Raw genomic sequence first — 17721 nt, 5'->3', positions numbered from 1 at the left:
CGTCCTTCCTCACTACTCAGGGTTGTCGGCGAGCGAGCGAGCCGCCTTCGCGCAGTGCACGAGTGCGGCACGGGCGTAGGCCGGCGAGGCCCCCGCCAGACCGCAGGACGGGGTCACGGCGACGGCGGACCCCAATGCCCCCGGTGCCAGTCCCAACCTGCGCCACAGCGCCCGAACACCACTCACGCTACCGGCAGGGTCTGACAATGGGGCATCCTTGCCCGGCACGACACCGGCGAAGAGCGCGGTGCCCGCCTCCGCCGCCTCGCCGAACGCGTCCCAGTCACGCTCGGTGAGCAGTGCGAAGTCGAAGGAGATGCCGGCCGCGCCCGCCCTGCGCAGCAGCGCGAAGGGGACGTCGGGGGCGCAGGAGTGGACGGTGACCGGTACGCCGGCCGCCGCGACCAGCTCGCGCAGCGCCGACTCGACCACGGCCCGGTCCACCGCCCGGTGGCTGCGGTAGCCGCTCGCGGTGCGGACCTGCCCGCGCAGCACCGCCGTCAGCGACGGCTCGTCCAGCTGCAGGACGACCTCGGCGCCCGGGACCCGGCGCCGCACGTCGGCGAGGTGCCCGCTCAGGCCCTCGGTGAGCGAGGCCGCCAGGTCGCGGTAGGCGCCCGGGTCGCTCAGCGCGGCCTCGCCGTGCCGGGTCTCCACCGAGGCGGCGAGCGTCCAGGGGCCGACCGCCTGGACCTTGAGCAGCCCCTCGTAGCCCTGGGTGAACTCCTCCAGCGCGTCCAGGTCCTCGCCGAGCCACGACCACGCGCGCCTGGTGTCCCGGCCCGGCCGGTCGCCGAACCGCCAGCCGCTGGGTTCGACGCGGGCGTACATCTCGGCCAGCAGGCCCAGGCTGCGGCCGATCATGTCAGCGCCGGGGCCGCGGGCGGGAAGTTCCGGCAGGAAGGCCATGCCCCGGCTCGCCTCGGTGGCGACCCGGGCGGCCTCGCGGGCGTCGCCGCCGGGCATGGACCCCACGCCGGTGGCTGTGGCCTCGGGAAGGTGTACGTCGTTGCTCACGCCGGAAGGTTAAGCCCTCGGGGCCTGCCGCCCCTGCCCGCGGGGACGCCGCCGCCTGCGGGACGCGCCCTACTGCCCCGGGCGGACCGTCAGGTCGGTCAGTTCGGCGTCCCGGGGGAGGTCGAGGGCGGTCAGCAGGGTCGTCGCCACGGACTCCGGGGCGATCCAGCGGGCCGGGTCGTAGGGCTTGCCCTCCTGCTGGTGGACCTTCTGCTGCATCGGGGTCGCGGTCCTGCTCGGGTAGAGCGAGGTGACCCGCACGCCGGCCGCGTGCTCCTCGGCGCGCAGCGCGTCGGCCAGGGCGCGCAGCCCGAACTTGCTGGCCCCGTAGGCGCTCCACTCGCCGCTGACGGCCAGTCCTGAGGTGGAGTTGACGAAGACGACATGGCCGCGGGACAGCCGCAGTTGCGGCAGCAGCAGCCGGGTCAGCTCGGCGGGACCCATCAGGTTGACGGCCAGCGTCTCCTGCCAGACCTTCGGGGTCAGGTCGCCGACCAGGCCCAGTTCGACCGTGCCCGCGACGTGCAGCAGCGAGTCGAGGCGGTCGGGCGGCGACTGGTGGCCCAGCGCCCAGGACAGCCTGGCCGGTTCCGCGAGGTCGCCGACGAGGGTGCGGGCGCCGGGGTGGCGCTCGGCCAGCTCCCTGGCCCGCCCGGCGTCCCTGGCCAGCAGCCACACCTCGTCGCCGCGCTCCAGCAGCCGCTGCGCGACGACGCTGCCGATGCCGGACCCGGCGCCGGTGACCAGGTGGATCCGCGGACCGCTCACAGCTGCTCCCCGAGGTACGCAAGGGCGTCTGCGCCGTCCGAGGCGAAGTACACCAGCTCGGACAGCGGGAGGGGCAGGAAGCCCTCCGCGTCCATCCTGCGCAGCTGCAGTTCGAGACCGTCGTAGAAACCGGCGCTGTTCAGCAGGACCACCGGTTTGCCGTGCAGCCGGTGCTTCTTCAGCTCCAGTATCTCGGTCGCCTCGTCGAGCGTGCCCATGCCGCCGACCATGACCACGATCGCGTCGGAGCGCCGCAGCAGCTCGGCCTTGCGCTGCGCCAGGTCCGCGGCGACGACCATCTCGTCGGCGTCGGCCCGCGCCTTGTCCTGGAGGAAGGTCACCGACACGCCGACGAGCCGCCCGCCCGCCGCCTGCACGCTGTCCGCGACGACCTTCATCAGCCCGGTCTCGGAGCCGCCCCACACCAGGGTGTGGCCGCCGTCGCCCAGCAGCTTGCCGAACTCGCGGGCCGGGACCGTGTACTGCTCGCCGAGGTCGACGGCGGAGAGGAACACGCCGACGTTCATACGGTCACCGGGGGCTTCTCCTGGCTGCGGGCGGTGGCACGGTCGGTGGTGGCGATGGTCGCGGAGCCGACGACGCGCGTGCCGTCGTAGAGCACCACGGCCTGTCCCGGCGCGATGCCGCGCACCGGCTCGGCGAAGCGTACGTGCAGCTCACCGCCGAGCACTTCGGCGGTCACCGGCACGTCCTCGCCGTGCGCGCGCAGTTGCGCGGTGTACGAGGCCGGGCCGCTCGGCGGGGTGCCGCACCAGCGCGGGCGGATCGCGGTGAGCGCGGTCACGTCCAGAGCCTCGGCGGGGCCGACGGTGACGGTGTTGTCGACCGGCGAGATGTCCAGCACATAGCGAGGCTTGCCGTCGTCGGCGGGAATGCCGAGCCGCAGGCCCTTGCGCTGGCCGATGGTGAAGCCGAACGCCCCCTCGTGGGTGCCCACCTGGGCGCCGCTCTCGTCCACGATGGCGCCCTCGGCGCTGCCCAGGCTCCTGGCCAGGAAGCCCTGCGTGTCGCCGTCGGCGATGAAGCAGATGTCATGGCTGTCGGGCTTCTTGGCCACCGCGAGGCCCCGGCGCTCGGCCTCGGCGCGGATCTCGTCCTTGGTGGTGAGGGTGTCGCCGAGCGGGAACATCGCGTGCGCCAACTGCCGCTCGTCCAGCACGCCGAGCACGTACGACTGGTCCTTGGCCGCGTCGCTCGCCCGGTGCAGCTCGCGGGAGCCGTCCTCGCGCGTCACGACGGTGGCGTAGTGCCCGGTGCAGACCGCGTCGAAGCCCAGCGCCAGCGCCTTGTCCAGCAGCGCGGCGAACTTGATCTTCTCGTTGCACCGCAGGCAGGGGTTGGGGGTGCGGCCGGCCGCGTACTCGGCGACGAAGTCCGCGACCACGTCCTCGCGGAAGCGCTCGGCAAGATCCCACACGTAGAAGGGGATGCCGATGACGTCGGCCGCGCGGCGGGCGTCCCGGGAGTCCTCCACCGTGCAGCAGCCGCGGGCGCCGGTCCTGAAACTCTGCGGATTCGCCGACAGCGCCAGGTGGACGCCGGTCACGTCGTGCCCTGCCTCCGCGGCGCGGGCGGCGGCGACCGCCGAGTCGACGCCGCCGCTCATGGCGGCCAGCACGCGCAGCCGCCGGCGCTCGGGGGGATGGGGGAAGTCGTTCACCTGTCCAGGGTAACGGCCCGTCCGCGACCGGCCGCCAGGTTATCCAGGAAGAGATAAGCGGGCGCTCAGCGTTGAGCACAACGGGTCAGGGAAGGCCTGGACAACCCGTGTCTACTGATGGGTAACATCGACTCATGGCATATGCAGCGGCCCGTGCGGCCATCGGGGACAGCGAGTTCGACCGCGACACGGCGGTGACGGCGAGGCCGGGCGAGCCCGGCACGTACGACGCCGACCTGTCGGCCGGCTGGACGATCATCAGGGCCGTCAACGGCGGCTACCTCCTCGCCATGGTCGGCCGCGCCCTGCGAGCCGCACTGCCCCACCCCGACCCGATCAGCATCACCGCGCACTACCTGACGGCATCGGAACCCGGTCCCGCCGTCATCAGGACCGAGACCGTCCGTGCCGGCCGCACCATGTCCACCGGGCAGGCCTCGCTCTACCAGCGCGCCGAGGACGGGCGCGAGGTCGAGCGGATCCGCGTCGTCGCCGCGTACGGCGACCTCGGGGCGCTCCCCGACGACGTCCGCACCACCGCGCAGCCGCCGGCGATGCCGCCCTACGAGGCGTGCGTCAGCTCGTCCGACGCGCCCGAAGGCGTCGCCAACCCCGTCGTCGGCTCCACCGCCATCCTCGACCGGCTCGACCTGCGGCTCGACCCCGCCACCGCCGGCTGGGCGCTCGGCGCGCCCTCCGGCGCCGGTGACATGCGCGGCTGGCTCGGGCTCGCCGACGGGCGCGACCACGATGCGATGTCGCTGCTGCTGGCGGTGGACGCGCTGCCGCCGACCGCTTTCGACCTCGGGCTCGCCGGGTGGGTGCCCACCCTCGAACTCACCGTGCACCTGCGGTGCAAGCCCGCGCCCGGGCCGGTGCGCGTCTCCCTCACGACCCGCAACCTGGCCGGCGGCCTGCTCGAAGAGGACGCGCAGGTCTGGGACTCCGCGTCCCGGCTCGTGGCGCAATCCCGCCAACTGGCCCGCGCCCCGCGCCCCTGACCCCCGGGCGCTGCCCCGTCCCCTTTCCCCCGGGACCTTCCCCCGGTGGTGGGTTGCGCGCGCCGTCCCCCGCGCCCCTGGGTGATTGCCACCTGCGGTGAGCTTGCACCCTTCGGTGAGTGGGTGATTGGGCGTGCAGTTCCCCGCGCCCCTAGGTGATTGCCCCTTGCGGTGCATTGCTTGCCTGCGGCCGCATCGTGGCTGAGCGCGCAGTTCCCCGCGCCCCTGAGGGGTGCCCCCTTCCCCAGAGCTGGCGCCGTCAGGCGGCGACCTCTGCGCAGGAGGGTGAGCGTTTTTCAGGGGCGCGGGGAACTGCGCGCCCTGCCCGGAGGGGCGGGAAGGAAGCGACGCCACAGCAAGTGGCAATCACCCAGGGGCTCGGGGAACTGCGAGACAAACCACGGCGGCGGGAAAGGCGAGGACCCACCGCAAGGGGCGAGGCCTGATGGGGCGCGAGCAGCGCGAGGGGTGCTCGCGCGGGGCATGGGTACCCGCAGTGGAACGTAGAATCGGGAGATCATGGCCTACTTCGATCACGCCGCCACCACGCCCATGCTCCCGGAGGCGGTCGAGGCGATGACCGCGCACCTGACGGTGACGGGGAACGCGTCCGCCCTGCACGCCGCGGGCCGCCGCGCCCGGCGGACGGTCGAGGAGTCGAGGGAAGCCCTCGCGGCAGCGCTCGGCGCGCGCCCGAGCGAGATCGTGTTCACCGGCGGCGGCACCGAGTCGGACAACCTGGCCGTGAAGGGCCTGTTCTGGGCGCGGAAGGCGGCGGACCCGCGCAGGGTCCGCGTCCTGGCGAGCCCCGTGGAGCACCACGCGGTGCTGGACGCGGTCCACTGGCTCGCCGACCACGAGGGCGCGGTGGTGGAGTGGCTGCCGGTGGACTCCTTCGGCCGGGTGCAGCCGGAGGCGCTGCGCGCGGCCCTGGAGCGGGAGCCGGACGACGTGGCCCTGGTCACGGCGATGTGGGCGAACAACGAGGTCGGCACGATCCTGCCGGTGGCCGCCCTGGCGGCGGTGTGCGCGGAGTTCGGGGTGCCGATGCACTCCGACGCGGTGCAGGCGTTCGGTCAGACGGACGTCGACTTCGCGGCGAGCGGCCTGGACGCGATGACGGTGACCGGGCACAAGGTGGGCGGCCCGTACGGGGTGGGCGCGCTGGTGCTGCGCAGGGACGACACCCCGGTGCCGCTGCTGCACGGTGGCGAGCAGGAGCGCAGCAGGTCCGGCACCCTCGATGTGCCGGCGATCGCGGCCTTCGCGACGGCGGGGGCGCTCTCCGCGGAGAGGCGCGGGCAGTACGCGGCGGAGGTGGGTGCGCTGCGTGACGAGCTGGTGCGCGGGGTGCGGGCCGCGGTGCCCGACGTGATCCTCAACGGCGACCCCTCCCCCGGGGGCCGCCTCGCGGGCAATGCGCACTTCACCTTCCCCGGCTGCGAGGGCGACGCCCTGCTGCTGCTGCTCGACGCCCAGGGCATCGCGTGCTCGACCGGCTCGGCCTGTACCGCGGGGGTGGCGCAGCCCAGCCATGTGCTGCTGGCGATGGGCCAGCCGGCCACGCATGCGCGGGCCACGCTGCGTTTCTCGCTGGGCCACACCACGACGGCGGAGGAGGTCGCGGAGGTGGTGCGGGCGATCGGTCCCGCCGTCACGCGCGCCAGGACCGCGGGCCAGACCTGAGGCACGCGGCGGACTCGCCCGCCGCCCCGGGCAGACGGACGGCGGAGACGACGCTACGGTCGTGGGATGGATGATCGGCTTCGCGCGGTGTGCGACCTGATGATGCCCACCGTGCGCGAGATGGCCGGGCTGCACGAGTACGACGGCCGCCTGCAGGACCTCTCGCCGGACGGCATAGGCCGCGCCCTTGCCGCGGTGGACCGTGCGAAACGCGCGTCCGCGCCCCTTGCCGACCCGCAGGACGAGGCGCACCTTGCGGTCTTCGAGGAGTCGCTGCGGGTGCAGTACGGGGAGCTGGAGCTGCACAGGCGCGACCCGTACCCGCATCTGTCCAACCTCGAACTCGCCTGCTACGACCGGGAGTACGCACCGCGCAAGGAGCGCGCCGCGGCCAGGCGCAGGCATCTGGCGCAGTGGCCCGACGCGGTGGACGCGGCGCTGGCCTCACTCGACCGGGTGAGCGCGCCGGTGGCGACGGCCCTGCTCGGCTCGGCGCACGGGCTGGCAGCCGACGTCGACGCCGCCCAGGGCGACGTGGAGGCCGCGGCGATTGCCGCGCACGGCCGGCTGATCGCGCACCTGGAGGACGCCGCCCTGAACGGCGACCCCGACCCGCGGCTCGGCGGCCCCGCCCTTGCCACGCTGATGGGTGCCCAGGAGGGCATGCAGGTGGACCTGGGGGCGCTGTCGCAGGCCGCGGACAAGGAGCGGGTGCGGCTGGGCGAGCTGCTGGCGGACTCGTGCAGGGCGCTGGACCGCGAGCGGTCGGTGGACGAGCTGATCCCCGAACTGCTGGCCGACCACCCGGGCGCCGACGGCGTCATCCCGGCGGCGGCCAGGCTCACGGAGGAGGTCATCGCCTTCAGCCGGGAGCGCCGCCTTGCGCCGTATCTGGACGGCGAGTGCCTGGTGGGTCCTGCGCCGCCGTCACGCCGCTGGGCGATGGCGATGATGACCTGGGCGGGGCCGGGCGAGCCGGAATCGCCGTCCTGGTATCACGTGACGCCGCCCGAGCCGGACTGGCCGGCGCAGGAGCGGGAGGAGTGGCTGACGGTGTTCAGCCGTACGAGCCTGCCGTCGATCACCGTGCACGAGGTGGCGCCCGGCCACTTCGCGCACGGGCGGGCGCTGCGGCACCTGGAGAGCCCGGTGCGGCGGGTCCTGCACAGCCTGGCCTTCTGCGAGGGCTGGGCGCATTACGTGGAGGAGGTGTGCCTCGACGAGGGCTTCCGCGCCCGCGACCCGCGGTTCGCGATCGGCGTGGCCCTTGAGGCGCTGGTCCGGGTGACCCGGCTGACCTGTGCGATCGGGATGCACACCGGGGCGATGGACGTGGCGGAGGCCACCCGGCTCTTCATGCGCTACGCCCATCTGGCCCCCGCGGGGGCGGCGTCCGAGGCCAGGCGGGGCACTTTCGACGCCGGCTACGGCCGCTACACCTGGGGCAAGCTGGAGATCGCCCGTGCCCGCTCCCGGGCGGAGCGCTCGGCGGACTTCACCCTGCCGTCCTTCCACGCCGGCCTGCTGGCCCTGGGCGCCCCGCCGCTGGGCCTGCTGCCGTAGCCCCTGTCAGCGGCGCGGGAGGGTTCAGTACGTGCGCGGCGGCGGTCCCCAGGCGGGCGGTCCCGCGAAGGCGTCGCGGTCGAAGAAGGGCTGGGCGTTGGCGCGCAGCCACATGGCGACCGAGTCGTAGGCGTCGGCCATGGCGACGGTGGAGACGGACAGCCCGTCGGGGACGCCCGCGGCGGCCTGCTGCATCATCAGCCGGACCGATTCGACGGCCTGCGGCGAGGAGTCGTAGACCTCGACGCCGATGGCGAGGTAGGGCTCGCCGACGGCCGGCTGGACCCAGGCCTGGCGCAGGGCGCGGACCGCGGGGGTGCGGTGCGCGGCGGTGGCGAGCAGGGCGTAGAACTGCGGGATCTGCAGGGAGGGTTCGCCGATCTGCAGCGGTCCCGCGGGCAGCAGGTCGAGGCCGCCGGCGATGCGGCGCAGGTCGGGCCAGGGGATGCCGACGCCGCCGCCCGCCGCGTGCGGGTTGAGCCACAGGCCGCAGTGCTCGGGGAAGAGGGTCAGGGCGATGTCCCGCCCCGAGACGATCTCGTGGTCCCGGTTCCAGCTGCTGGCGGCCAGTTCCCTGGGCGAGGTGCAGCAGGGCGCGTAGCGGTGGCCGCCGACGTCCATGGCCGCGTACTGCGCGTCGGGCGAACCGGGTGCGCCCTGCCAGAGCAGCATCCACACCTGGCCGTCGGCCAGCGACGCGAGCAGGTTCTCGTATGCGTCGAAGCGGCCGGGCGCCACCTGGAGCAGCATCTGCTCCACATGGCCGGCCGCCGCGCCGCCTTGCGCGCCCGCGATCACGTCGGACCGCCCCTTTCCCGTCGTTCGGTGTCCCGCCATCAAACCAGGTGGACTGTTCCCGGTGGAATGCTGACCGACTCAAGCGGCGCCGGCTAAATGGCACGTATACGCCGGGTATACGCAAGCCCCTTGCCCCGTCGCCGAGTTGCCCCGGTCTCCGCGGGCTCAGTCCCGGCTGTAGAAGGGCCGCACGGTTTCCAGCATCCAGTCCCCCACCGGGTCCTGGGCGATGTCGAGCAGGATCAGGTGGACGGGCCAGGGCAGCGGCACGGCGCCCAGGGCGCGGCCGAGCGCGTCCATGGCGGCGGCCTTGTCCTGGTCCTGCCAGGCGTCCAGCTCCACGCCGACGAAGAGCGCGGGCGGGTCCTCCTCGACCGCGGCCATGGCGCGGCGGGCGCTGAGCACCACGGGCGTGACGGCGTACTCGGCGGCGGCGACGGCCAGGAAGTCCACCGGCTCGTCGTCGGGCGCCGGCTCCCACAGCCGTACGCGGGCGCCGGTCGGGCTCTGCTCGCCGTAGGCCCCGATCCGTTCCGTGCGGCACAGTTCCGCGACGGCGGCGGGCGGCAGCGGCACCCCGACGGCGCCGCCGGGGTTGACCGCGATGCCGATCAGCGGGGGCAGGCCGCGGGCGAACTCGCGTACCGGCGCCACGGTGCAGGACATCCCCTCGGCGGCCTGCCGGAACTGCTGCTCGGAGCTGAAGACCGGCACATAGGGCGCCCCGTCCAGCTGCAGGGTGGGCAGGTCCAGGCCCTCGGGTCCCGGCGGGCCGCCGTTGGGCAGCGGCACCCACACGTGGGAGCGGCCGAGCACCTCAAGCAGCCGGGGCGTCGCCGACGGATTGCCGAGGCTCGCCGCCAGCACTTCCTCCAGCTCGTTCGCCGGCCATATGAACGGTGCCGGATTCTCCATGTCCACCCTTGTCCGCGCTTGTGCCACTGTCGGCACCCGTGTCCTGCCCGGAAACACTAGCGGCTGAGCGCCCGGGACGCCCGGGCATGCAATGATGGCGGCACAATACGCATACCGGCCGTTGGAGGCCGCGCGGGAGAGTTCCGGCCCCTTCACCAGAGGGGTCAGGGCGCCGAAGGAGCAAGTCCTCCCTTGAATCTCTCAGGCACAGATACCGCGCGGGCGAGGCAGATCTGAAAAGCGGGCGGGCCGCTCACCGGTCCCGCCCCACCCAAGGTGCAAACCGCGGCCCCCGCAGGGGTCACGGTGAACCTCTCAGGTTCCGATGACAGATGGGGAGGCCGGGGTCAGTGCCCTGGCCGCAGTCCGTGTCCCCGTCCGCCGCCCCTGGGAGCCCTTCCGATGAGCGAAACGCCGCACCAGCCGCCGAGCGCCCCGCCCGCCGCGTCCCCCCGCCGCACCGCCCTGGACGCGGTGCACCGCGCCCTGGGCGCGACCATGACCGACTTCGCCGGCTGGGACATGCCGCTGCGCTACGGCAGCGAGCGCGACGAGCACCAGGCCGTACGCACCCGGGCCGGGCTCTTCGACCTGTCGCACATGGGCGAGATCACCATGACCGGGCCGCAGGCCGGCCAGGCGCTCGACCACGCCCTTGTCGGCCACCTGTCGGCGCTCGCGGTCGGCAAGGCCCGCTACACGATGATCTGCGCCCCGGACGGCGGCATCCTGGACGACCTGATCGTCTACCGGCTGGAGGACGAGCGCTATCTCGTGGTCGCCAACGCCTCCAACGCGCAGACGGTTCTGGACACGGTCGCGGTGCGGGCGGCGGGTTTCGACGCGCAGGTGACCGACGACCGGGACGCGTACGCGCTGCTGGCCGTGCAGGGTCCCGCCGCGCCCGGCATCCTCAAGGCGCTCACCGACGCCGACCTGGACGGCCTGCGCTACTACGCGGGGCTGCCGGGGACCGTCGCGGGCGTCCCGGCGCTGATCGCCAGGACCGGCTACACCGGCGAGGACGGCTTCGAGCTGTTCGTCGCCCCCGCCGACGCCGAGCCGCTGTGGAAGGCGCTGCTGGCGGCGGGCGCGGACGCCGGGCTCGTGCCCTGCGGGCTGTCCTGCCGCGACACGCTGCGCCTTGAGGCGGGCATGCCGCTGTACGGGCACGAGCTGACCGCCCAGGTCACGCCCTTCGACGCGGGGCTGGGCCGTGTGGTCAAGTTCGACAAGCCCGGTGACTTCGTCGGCCGGGAGGCGCTGACCGCGGCCGCCGCCAGGGCCGCGGAGGTCCCGCCGCGCAAGCTGGTCGGGCTGGTCGCCGAGGGCCGCCGGGTGCCGCGGGCCGGCTTCACGGTCACCGACGCGTCCGGCGCGGTCGTCGGCGAGGTCACCTCGGGGGCGCCGTCGCCCACCCTCGGGGTGCCGATCGCCATGGCGTACGTGGACGCCGCCCATGCCGCGCCCGGCACCGAGGGGGTCGCGGTCGACATCCGCGGCACCCGGGAGCCGTACCGTGTCGTGGCACTGCCCTTCTACCAGCGCGAGCGCTGAGGCCCCCAGGTTTTCCACAGCCGGCAGGTTGTCCACAGGCTGCCGCGTCGTCTCCGCCATCACCTCTTCGGATCCGGGAGAATTTCCGTCATGAGCATCAACCCTGAGCAGCTGCGGTACAGCAAGGAGCACGAGTGGCTCACCGCCCCCGAGGACGGCACCTCGACCGTCGGCATCACCTCGCACGCCGCCGACGCGCTCGGTGACGTGGTCTTCGTCCAGCTCCCCGAGGTGGGGGCGACGGTGACCGCGGGCGAGAGCTGCGGCGAGCTGGAGTCCACCAAGTCCGTCAGCGAGCTGTACGCCCCGGTGTCCGGCGAGGTCACCGAGGTCAACCAGGACGTCGTCGACGACCCGTCGCTGGTCAACTCCGCACCCTTCGAGGGCGGCTGGCTGTTCAAGGTGAAGGTCTCACAGGAGGGCGCGGACCTGCTGACCGCGGCCGAGTACGACGCCTTCATCGCGGCCTGAGCCAGAGCCCCCGCCCCCGCCACACCAGGAAGATCCCATGTCGCTCCTGAACCAGTCACTGCACGACTTCGACCCCGAGGTCGCCGCCGAGGTCGACGCCGAGCTGCAGCGCCAGCAGTCCACCCTGGAGATGATCGCGTCGGAGAACTTCGCTCCGGTCGCGGTCCTCGAAGCCCAGGGCTCGGTGCTGACCAACAAGTACGCCGAGGGCTACCCCGGCCGCCGCTACTACGGCGGCTGCGAGCACGTCGACGTCATCGAGCAGCTGGCCATCGACCGGGTCAAGGCGCTCTTCGGCGCCGAGGCCGCCAACGTCCAGCCGCACTCGGGTGCGCAGGCGAACGCCGCCGCTATGTTCGCCCTGCTCAAGCCGGGCGACACCATCCTGGGCCTGGACCTGGCGCACGGCGGCCACCTGACCCACGGCATGAAGATCAACTTCTCGGGCAAGCTGTACAAGGTCGCCGCCTACCACGTCGACGGCGACACCGGACTGGTCGACATGGCCGAGGTCGAGCGGCTGGCCAAGGAGCACCGGCCGCAGCTGATCATCGCCGGCTGGTCGGCGTACCCGCGGCAGCTGGACTTCGCCGCCTTCCGGCGGATCGCCGACGGGGTCGGCGCGTACCTGATGGTCGACATGGCCCACTTCGCCGGGCTCGTCGCGGCCGGGCTGCACCCCTCGCCCGTCCCGCACGCACACGTGGTCACCACCACGACGCACAAGACGCTCGGCGGCCCGCGCGGCGGCGTCATCCTGTCCACCGAGGAGCTGGCCAAGAAGATCAACTCCGCGGTCTTCCCCGGCCAGCAGGGCGGCCCGCTGGAGCACGTCATCGCCGGCAAGGCCGTCGCCTTCAAGGCCGCGGCCACCGACGAGTTCCGCGACCGGCAGGCACGTACGCTGGAGGGGGCGGCGATCCTCGCGGAGCGGCTGGGCCGCGAGGACCTGGCCGCGGCGGGTGTCGCGGTGCTCACCGGCGGCACCGACGTCCACCTGGTGCTGGTCGACCTGCGCGCCTCCGAGCTGGACGGCAAGCAGGCCGAGGACCGGCTGCACGCCATCGGCATCACCGTGAACCGCAACGCGATCCCCAACGACCCGCGGCCGCCCATGGTGACCTCGGGCCTGCGGATCGGCACACCGGCGCTGGCCACCCGCGGCTTCGACGCGGACGCCTTCCGCGAGGTCGCCGAGGTCATCGCCGCGGCCCTGCAGCCGGCCTTCGACGCGGACGCGCTGCGCGCCCGGGTCACCGCACTGGCCGAGCGCCACCCGCTGTACCCGACGCTCGCGTCATGAACTGCTCCGCGGTGTGCGGCACCCCCGCCGCACACCGCGGAGCGCACCAGCACCACCCCGCGGACAACGGCGTCCGCGGTCAACCGGGAGCACTGAACGCATGGCAATCTCCGTATTCGACCTCTTCTCCGTCGGCATAGGCCCCTCCAGCTCCCACACCGTGGGCCCGATGCGGGCGGCCCGGATGTTCGCGCAGCGGTTGAAGACCGAGGACCTGCTGACCCGGACGGTGGCGCTCAGGGCCGAGCTGTTCGGCTCGCTGGGCGCGACCGGCCACGGCCACGGCACCCCCAAGGCGGTGCTGCTCGGCCTGGCCGGCCACTCCCCCCGCACGGTGGACGTGGAGGCGGCGGACACCGAGGTCGCCGCCGTCCACGCCGACAAGCGGCTGCTGCTGCTCGGCGCCCACGAGGTGGCCTTCGACCCGGCCACCGACCTGGTGCTGCACCGCCGCCGCTCGCTGCCCTACCACGCCAACGGCATGACGCTGTCCGCGTCCGACGCCACCGGCGCTGTGCTGCTGGCCAAGACCTACTACAGCGTCGGCGGCGGCTTCGTCGTGGACGAGGACGCGGTCGGCGCGGACCGCATCAAACTCGACGACACGGTGCTGCGCCACCCCTTCCGCACCGGCGACGAGCTGCTGCGGCTGTCCCGGGAGACCGGCCTTTCGATCTCCGCGCTGATGCTGGAGAACGAGAAGGCCTGGCGCTCCGAGGCCGAGATCCGCGCGGGCCTGCTGGGTATCTGGCAGGTCATGCGGGACTGCGTGCAGCGCGGCATGACGCGCGAGGGCATCCTGCCCGGCGGCCTCAAGGTCCGCCGCAGGGCCGCCACCACCGCCCGCCAGCTGCGCGCCGAGGGCGATCCCACCGCCCGCGCGATGGAGTGGACCACCCTCTACGCGATGGCGGTCAACGAGGAGAACGCGGCCGGCGGCCGGGTCGTCACCGCCCCCACCAACGGCGCGGCCGGCATCATCCCTGCCGTCCTGCACTACTACCGCGAGTTCGTCCCCGGCGCCGACGACGACGGCGTCGTGCGCTTCCTGCTCGCGGCCGGCGCGATCGGCATGCTCTTCAAGGAGAACGCCTCGATCTCCGGCGCCGAGGTCGGCTGCCAGGGCGAGGTCGGCTCCGCCTGCTCGATGGCCGCCGGCGGCCTCGCCGAGATCCTCGGCGGCACCCCCGAACAGGTCGAGAACGCCGCCGAGATCGGCATGGAGCACAACCTCGGCCTGACCTGCGACCCGGTCGGCGGCCTGGTCCAGATCCCCTGCATCGAACGCAACGGCATGGCAGCGGTCAAGGCGGTCACCGCCGCCCGCATGGCCATGCGCGGCGACGGCCGCCACCACGTGTCCCTGGACAAGGTCATCAAGACGATGAAGGAGACCGGCGCGGACATGAAGGTGAAATACAAGGAGACCGCCCGCGGCGGCCTCGCGGTCAACGTCATCGAGTGCTGACCGCGTAGCCGCCGGGCGGGCCGAAGCTCAGGGGACGATGTGGCCCGCGGCGCGGAACAGCTCGTACCACTCGGCCCGGGTGAGCCGCAGGTCGGAGCCCTGCGCGGCGCCCGCGACGCGCTCGGGGCTGGTGGTGCCGAGCACGACCTGCATCCGAGCGGGATGGCGGGTGATCCACGCGGTCGCGATCGCGATGGCGGGGACGTCGTACCGGGCGGCGAGACGGTCGATGACGGCGTTGAGTTCGGGATAGTCCGGCGAGCCGAGGAAGACACCCGTGAAGAAGCCGGCCTGGAAGGGGGACCAGGCCTGGACGGTGATGTCGTTCAGGCGGCAGTAGTCGACGATCCCGCCGCCGTCGAGGGTGGCTGCCTGCTGCTCCGCGAGCATGTTCGCGGCGACCCCCTGGGCGACGATCGGCGCGTGGGTGATCGAGAGCTGGAGCTGGTTGGCCACGATGGGCTGGCGCACGTACCTGCGCAGCAGGTCGATCTGGTGCGGAGTGTGGTTCGAGACGCCGAAGGCGCGCACCTTGCCCGCGGACTCCAGCGCGTCGAAGGCGCGCGCGACCTCCTCGGGCTCGACGAGCGCGTCCGGCCGGTGCAGCAGCAGGATGTCGATGCGGTCGGTCCGCAGGGCCGCGAGCGAGCCGTCGACCGATTCGACGATGTGCTCGTAGGAGAAGTCGTAGTATCCGCCGTCCGTCACGATCCCCGTCTTGGTCTGGATCGTGATCTCGTCGCGCTGGGAGGGGCTCAGCGCCATCGCCTCGGCGAAGCGGCGTTCGCAGGCGTGCAGCGCGCCACCGTATATGTCGGCGTGGTCGACGAAGTCGATGCCCGCGTCGCGCCCGGCGCGGACGAGCTCCCGGATCTCCTCGTCGCTCTTGTCGGCGATACGCATCAGGCCGAGCACGACATTCGGGGCGACGATGTCGGTACCGGGCAGGGTGAAGCTCTTCACGAGGGATTTCCCTTTCAGATGTCCAGGTCTGCACAGTACAAGCGGACCTTCCCGCTCCGCCGGTAGGGCTGCCCCCCGTTCAACTCCCGTTCGACCCCCGGTAGCATGTTCGAAATCACGGGGATCGCCCTCTTCGGCCGGCGTTCGCCGGGAAGAGCGTGCCATTCGGCACGAAGGGTCCTCCGTGCGGCCGATATCCCATAAGTCGACCAGATTTGATATCCAAGACATCGCGGGCAATCAGCAGAACGATGGTCGCCATCCGGCAGCGGCCAGGTGCGGTGCTGTGGGGCACGGCAGGCGCAGTGGTCCTCGGGCTCCTCCTCTCGCTGGAGATCGCTGCGCGCCATTACGGGCTGCCAGGACCTGTCACCAACCAGGCGCGCGAGGTGGTGTTCGCCCCCACCTCGGGGCCGCTGCTGTACGCCGGACTGGCGCTGACGGCGGTGGTGCTCACCTGGCGGCAGCGGTTCATCGCGGTCGGTGCGGCGATCGGTATCGACATCGTCTTCTGCCTCGCGCGGTGGGCGGCAGGCGCCGGGATACATTTCGGCAACGGCGCCCTGTGGGTGATGCTGAGCTGTGCGGTCATCGCCGTCACGCGCCGCACCGGACGGGAGCGCGCCCTGTTGCTGAAGGGTGTCGGTCTCGGCCTGCTGCTGGTGACCGGCCACAAGACCGGCGACACCTGGCTGCTCATCACGTCGAAGACCCGCCCGATGGTGTTCGACCAGTACGTGGCGACCGCCGATCACGCGCTGGGCAACCCGTCGTGGATGGTCGGCCGGGCCGTCGCGGCCACCGGTCCGGCAGGCGCCCTCGTCCTGCACGGCGTCTACGGCCAGCTCCCGCTGGCAGCGGCCATCATCGCGCTGTACCAACTGCGCAACGTGGCAGTGGAGCGCCGCTTCCCGGGCCACCACCTGGTGCGTACGTTCCTGGTCATCGGCCTGCTCGGGCCGGCGGTCTACATGATCTTCCCGGTGGTCGGCCCGGTCTTCGCCTTCGGCGCCGACGGCGGCCACTGGGCGGTGGCCAACCTGTGGCCGGACACGCCCGCACCGGTCGGGCACCCGCACCGGATGGCGTTCGACGGGATCACCCCGCGCAACTGCATGCCCAGCCTGCACACGGCATGGGCGACCACGATCTTCATCCACTCGCGCAAGGGTCCGCGGGCGTTGCGGGCCGCCGGCGCGTTCTGGCTGGTCGCCACGCTCGGGGCGACGCTGGGATTCGGTTACCACTACGGCGCGGACCTCGTCGCCGGCGTGGTGTTCGCACTCACCGTGGAGACGGCGATGCGCGCGCTCGACCGCGGTTGGGACCGGCCGGCGTCGCAGCTCGTCGCCCTCGGTGCGACGGTGTTCGTCGCGCTGCTGCTGTCCTACCGCTACCTGCCGGTGGAGATGGCCCGGCATCCGTGGGCCTTCGGGCCGCTTCTCGTCCTGGCGCCGGCTTCGGTGGTCCTCGCCTATGTGCGGACCACACGGCGCTGGGGCCTGGAGCCCGCGGCGGAGCCGCTGCTGGAACCACGGCCGGCGGAAGCAGGCGCGCTGGGGCTCAGCCAGGCCTGAGTACCTCGACCGGCGCCGTACCACGACGGCCGTCGTATTACTATGGCCGTCGTACTACGATGAGCTTCGTACTACGATGGAGCCACCGCCCGCGAGGAGAGCGCGTCGTGAAGTTCGGATTCATCATGTTCCCCACCCAGGACGCCATCCCCCCGGGCGACTTCGGTGTGCTGCTGGAGGACCGCGGCTTCGAGTCGCTGTTCATGCCCGACCACACCCACATCCCCGCCGTCACCCCTGAGCGCTACGACGTGATGAACCTGCCGCCGGAGTTCAAGAACGGCATGGACGCCTTCGTCGCGCTGGGCGCCATCGCCCAGGCGACCACCACCCTGCAGATCGGCACCGCCGTCGTGCTCGTCACCGAGCGGGACCCGATCGTCACCGCCAAGGAGGTCGCCTCCGTCGACGTCCTGTCCGGCGGGCGGATGAACTTCGGCGTCGGACCGGGCTGGATCAACCAGGAGATGCGCAACCACGGCACACACCCCGACGACCGGTGGGCGGTCATGCGCGAGCGCGTCCAGGCCATGCAGCAGGTCTGGACCCGCGACATCGCTTCGTACCACGGCGACTTCGTCGACTTCGACCGCATCACCTCCTGGCCCAAGCCCGTCCGGAAGCCCTACCCCCCGGTCCTGGTCGCCGGGAACGGCCCCAACGTCGCCAAGCGCGTCATCGCCTACGGCGACGAATGGATCCCCATGGTCCGCCCCGGCGTCCTGGACCAGATCGCGGAGTTCAAGAAGACCGCCCGCAAGCCCGGCAGCGACCAGCCCATTCCGGTCACCCTCTTCGGCGGCGAGCTCGACGATGTCGACTCCTACGCCGCCGCGGGCATCGACCGCGTCCTGTTCTGGGTCCGGCCCGCCGGCACCGCCGCCATGACCAGGACCGTCGACCAGATCGCCCTCCGACTCGGCAGCCGGCTGCGCTGAACCACCACCCGGTTC

The 17721-nt window shown here is 72.7% G+C and carries 16 protein-coding genes and 2 riboswitches; of the genes, 9 read left to right on the top strand and 7 right to left on the bottom strand.

Translation table 11 applies throughout. The annotated features are described in order from the left end of the window. Positions 1–12: 12 nt before the first annotated feature. The 4 genes from JT723_RS06325 to mnmA all read right to left on the bottom strand — a co-directional run bounded on the left by JT723_RS06325 (position 13) and on the right by mnmA (position 3466). The gene (locus tag JT723_RS06325) at positions 13–1017 is read right to left on the bottom strand and encodes a methionine synthase (protein ID WP_205043475.1); all 1005 of its coding nucleotides are present in this window, start codon (positions 1015–1017) and stop codon (positions 13–15) included. A 69-nt stretch (positions 1018–1086) separates the two neighbouring features. Next, positions 1087–1785: an SDR family oxidoreductase gene (locus tag JT723_RS06320; protein WP_205043474.1), complete on the bottom strand. Its 699-nt coding sequence runs from the start codon at positions 1783–1785 to the stop codon at positions 1087–1089. After that, positions 1782–2312, bottom strand: a complete 531-nt coding sequence (locus JT723_RS06315; protein ID WP_205043473.1) for an LOG family protein — start codon at positions 2310–2312, stop codon at positions 1782–1784. Before JT723_RS06315 ends, JT723_RS06320 begins: the two co-directional genes overlap by 4 nt. Then, positions 2309–3466 (bottom strand): tRNA 2-thiouridine(34) synthase MnmA, encoded by a 1158-nt coding sequence (gene mnmA, locus JT723_RS06310; protein WP_265934406.1) that lies wholly within the window; start codon positions 3464–3466, stop codon positions 2309–2311. The genes JT723_RS06315 and mnmA overlap by 4 nt, the downstream gene beginning before the upstream one ends. A gap of 134 nt (positions 3467–3600) precedes the next feature. Between mnmA and JT723_RS06305 the strand changes: the two genes are divergently transcribed. From JT723_RS06305 to JT723_RS06295, 3 genes are all read left to right on the top strand, one after another. Continuing rightward, positions 3601–4467 carry a thioesterase family protein gene (locus tag JT723_RS06305; protein WP_205043472.1) on the top strand — a complete coding sequence of 289 codons (867 nt, stop codon included), beginning with the start codon at positions 3601–3603 and terminating at the stop codon, positions 4465–4467. Positions 4468–4986: 519 nt separating this feature from the next. Continuing rightward, positions 4987–6153, top strand: coding sequence for a cysteine desulfurase family protein (locus JT723_RS06300; protein WP_205043471.1), 1167 nt, complete (start codon positions 4987–4989; stop codon positions 6151–6153). 66 nt (positions 6154–6219) lie between these two features. Further along, positions 6220–7716, top strand: coding sequence for a DUF885 family protein (locus JT723_RS06295; protein WP_205043470.1), 1497 nt, complete (start codon positions 6220–6222; stop codon positions 7714–7716). 24 nt (positions 7717–7740) lie between these two features. Here JT723_RS06295 and JT723_RS06290 read toward each other — a convergent pair whose 3' ends face one another. Continuing rightward, positions 7741–8514 carry an enhanced serine sensitivity protein SseB C-terminal domain-containing protein gene (locus tag JT723_RS06290; protein WP_251512453.1) on the bottom strand — a complete coding sequence of 258 codons (774 nt, stop codon included), beginning with the start codon at positions 8512–8514 and terminating at the stop codon, positions 7741–7743. A 165-nt stretch (positions 8515–8679) separates the two neighbouring features. Further along, positions 8680–9429 carry an enhanced serine sensitivity protein SseB gene (locus JT723_RS06285; protein WP_205043468.1) on the bottom strand — a complete coding sequence of 250 codons (750 nt, stop codon included), beginning with the start codon at positions 9427–9429 and terminating at the stop codon, positions 8680–8682. Between the two features lie 123 nt (positions 9430–9552). Beyond that, positions 9553–9656, top strand: a riboswitch (glycine riboswitch). Beyond that, positions 9657–9771: riboswitch (glycine riboswitch) on the top strand. Between the two features lie 60 nt (positions 9772–9831). Between JT723_RS06285 and gcvT the strand changes: the two genes are divergently transcribed. The 4 genes from gcvT (at position 9832) to JT723_RS06265 (ending at position 14228) form a co-directional block, all read left to right on the top strand. After that, a complete protein-coding gene (gene gcvT / locus JT723_RS06280; protein WP_205043467.1) occupies positions 9832–10986 on the top strand; it encodes a glycine cleavage system aminomethyltransferase GcvT in 1155 nt (384 codons plus the stop codon). A gap of 90 nt (positions 10987–11076) precedes the next feature. Further along, positions 11077–11457 (top strand): glycine cleavage system protein GcvH, encoded by a 381-nt coding sequence (gcvH, locus tag JT723_RS06275; RefSeq protein WP_205043466.1) that lies wholly within the window; start codon positions 11077–11079, stop codon positions 11455–11457. A gap of 37 nt (positions 11458–11494) precedes the next feature. Next, positions 11495–12760: a serine hydroxymethyltransferase gene (gene glyA / locus JT723_RS06270; protein WP_205043465.1), complete on the top strand. Its 1266-nt coding sequence runs from the start codon at positions 11495–11497 to the stop codon at positions 12758–12760. Between the two features lie 100 nt (positions 12761–12860). Then, positions 12861–14228 carry an L-serine ammonia-lyase gene (locus tag JT723_RS06265; protein WP_205043464.1) on the top strand — a complete coding sequence of 456 codons (1368 nt, stop codon included), beginning with the start codon at positions 12861–12863 and terminating at the stop codon, positions 14226–14228. A 27-nt stretch (positions 14229–14255) separates the two neighbouring features. Here JT723_RS06265 and JT723_RS06260 read toward each other — a convergent pair whose 3' ends face one another. Beyond that, on the bottom strand, positions 14256–15191 hold the full coding sequence (locus JT723_RS06260; RefSeq protein WP_205043463.1) for an aldo/keto reductase: 936 nt from the start codon (positions 15189–15191) through the stop codon (positions 14256–14258). Positions 15192–15442: 251 nt separating this feature from the next. Here JT723_RS06260 and JT723_RS06255 point away from each other — a divergent pair, with 251 nt between their 5' ends. Both JT723_RS06255 and JT723_RS06250 read left to right on the top strand, forming a co-directional pair. Further along, entirely contained in the window at positions 15443–16768 is a 1326-nt protein-coding gene (locus tag JT723_RS06255; RefSeq protein ID WP_205043462.1) for a phosphatase PAP2 family protein, read from the top strand. A gap of 107 nt (positions 16769–16875) precedes the next feature. Continuing rightward, the gene (locus tag JT723_RS06250; protein ID WP_205043461.1) at positions 16876–17706 is read left to right on the top strand and encodes an LLM class F420-dependent oxidoreductase; all 831 of its coding nucleotides are present in this window, start codon (positions 16876–16878) and stop codon (positions 17704–17706) included. Positions 17707–17721 lie beyond the last annotated feature (15 nt).

It is taken from the genome of Actinacidiphila bryophytorum, assembly GCF_016916835.1.
GTDB classification, from domain to species: domain Bacteria; phylum Actinomycetota; class Actinomycetes; order Streptomycetales; family Streptomycetaceae; genus Actinacidiphila; species Actinacidiphila bryophytorum.
The sequence above is the reverse complement of the archived record's forward strand: the minus strand, read 5'-3'. Positions and strand labels throughout refer to the sequence as shown.